Source organism: Paraburkholderia sp. UYCP14C (assembly GCF_004197395.1).
GTDB lineage: Bacteria > Pseudomonadota > Gammaproteobacteria > Burkholderiales > Burkholderiaceae > Paraburkholderia.
Genome location: NZ_SELS01000239.1, coordinates 1 through 1516 on the forward strand (window position 1 = coordinate 1; position 1516 = coordinate 1516).

1 pseudogene is annotated in these 1516 nt (G+C 54.7%); it reads right to left on the minus strand.

The annotated features are described in order from the left end of the window. Nucleotides 1-102: pseudogene (locus tag EVC45_RS47525) on the minus strand (IS6 family transposase); the annotation flags it as partial. Nucleotides 103-1516 lie beyond the last annotated feature (1414 nt).

Genomic DNA, 1516 nt, shown 5'->3' on the forward strand with positions numbered 1-1516 from the left:
GCTGGGTTTGTAGCGCAGATACCAGCGCACACAAAGAATGATCACCTCACGGTCAAAATGACGGCCGGCGAATAGCTCGTCCAGACTCTTCAGCTTGTTCATCGCGGCTCCTCAAATCGGTCAAGGCGACACTCTAACCGATCCTTGAGCGCTATTTGCACCACAACCCTTGAACGCAGTCTTCGTAAGAGTACATGGACTATCTCCAGATGGTCCATGATTTTGTCCGCATCCCCGGTGGGTCAGGATTCGGTGCAAATCAACATCCGGATTATCAACAGCTTGATCACGCCCGTGGCGGAAAGCGCAAATGGTTGGGCTGGCCATCACTGTCTTTGTAATAGTTCATGAGAAGATGATTGTCGAGTTTGTCCATTGCCTGAATGTTTCCAGAATTAGCACTGTCCCATAGTTGTATTCCGTGAAGATCATTTCGTTCACTCAGGAGCTCGAAGATTGCGGCCTTTTGGTCTGGCCCGATTCTCTGCCAAAGGAGGTTCGTCGGATGACTGTCGGCGGCCCACCGGACTGACCCGTCGTCTAGCGCCGTAGCTGTCAGGGCCGAGCCTGATGGCCCAGCTTCAGCAAAGTCGTCCATCAGTTTTGCTGACGTCGTAGGGTTATATGTAAGCCGCGGTCCAGTGATGGGCATCGCGACGGATAGCCGGTCGGTTGCGGCGAGACGGGATGATGATCGTTCGGGCAGAGCGTAGCGATCATGTATGGCCGACAACGGATGGGAAAGCTCACGACGATTCGACGGTGAGGTATCGCGGAGGCCGGCGAGTGCGCCTTGCAACGTGACGCTGGTCGGTTCAGGTACCGACGGTGCAGTCGTCTGGATCGCGCCGTCCCGAGTAGTTTCCATGCGACTGGCGCTGTCGGCAGCCAATCCAGTAACGGTTCCTCTAGTCAAGATGGCCTCTTTAAGTTTGCGGCTAAGGAAGGTCCGCAGAAGTCGTTTTCGTACCGGTGATTTTCCGCACCAGTGCAGCCTGAACGGTGACCACGCGGTACGGTCACAATCACGCGGCGCCGAAGTTCAGCTCCTGCTGCATATCATTCACATGTCTGAAAGTGACGCATACTCCTACACGACTGAGGAGCGCGACGAACTGGACATATCGAGAGGCACGTTGCGACTTCGATATTGAAGCGTTCAATCAGCTTAGTAAAAAATTGGTTGGCATTGGCTCTAATGGCGAAATTGCAACAGCCGTGGCGAAGTGATCCCTACAGTCGCATTCAACTGGTTGCGCGTTTCGAGCAGGCTCGGCGCAGGGCGGTTGGACAAGCCAATGGGATGGGAAGGAATCGCGGCTGCCAGGCGTGCGATGCGACGATGTGTGTGGTTATGCGAATAGTTCGTAAGCGGCTCATCTGGGCCGTTGGTCCATTCGCATGCGCGTGGGGCATGATGGTGAACTGGAGCCGCCGGTGGCTCCGGTGCAAATAGGTAGCGTGGTCGAAATAATCTTTATAGATTTGGATACCTTATCGATTGAACAGGACGGCG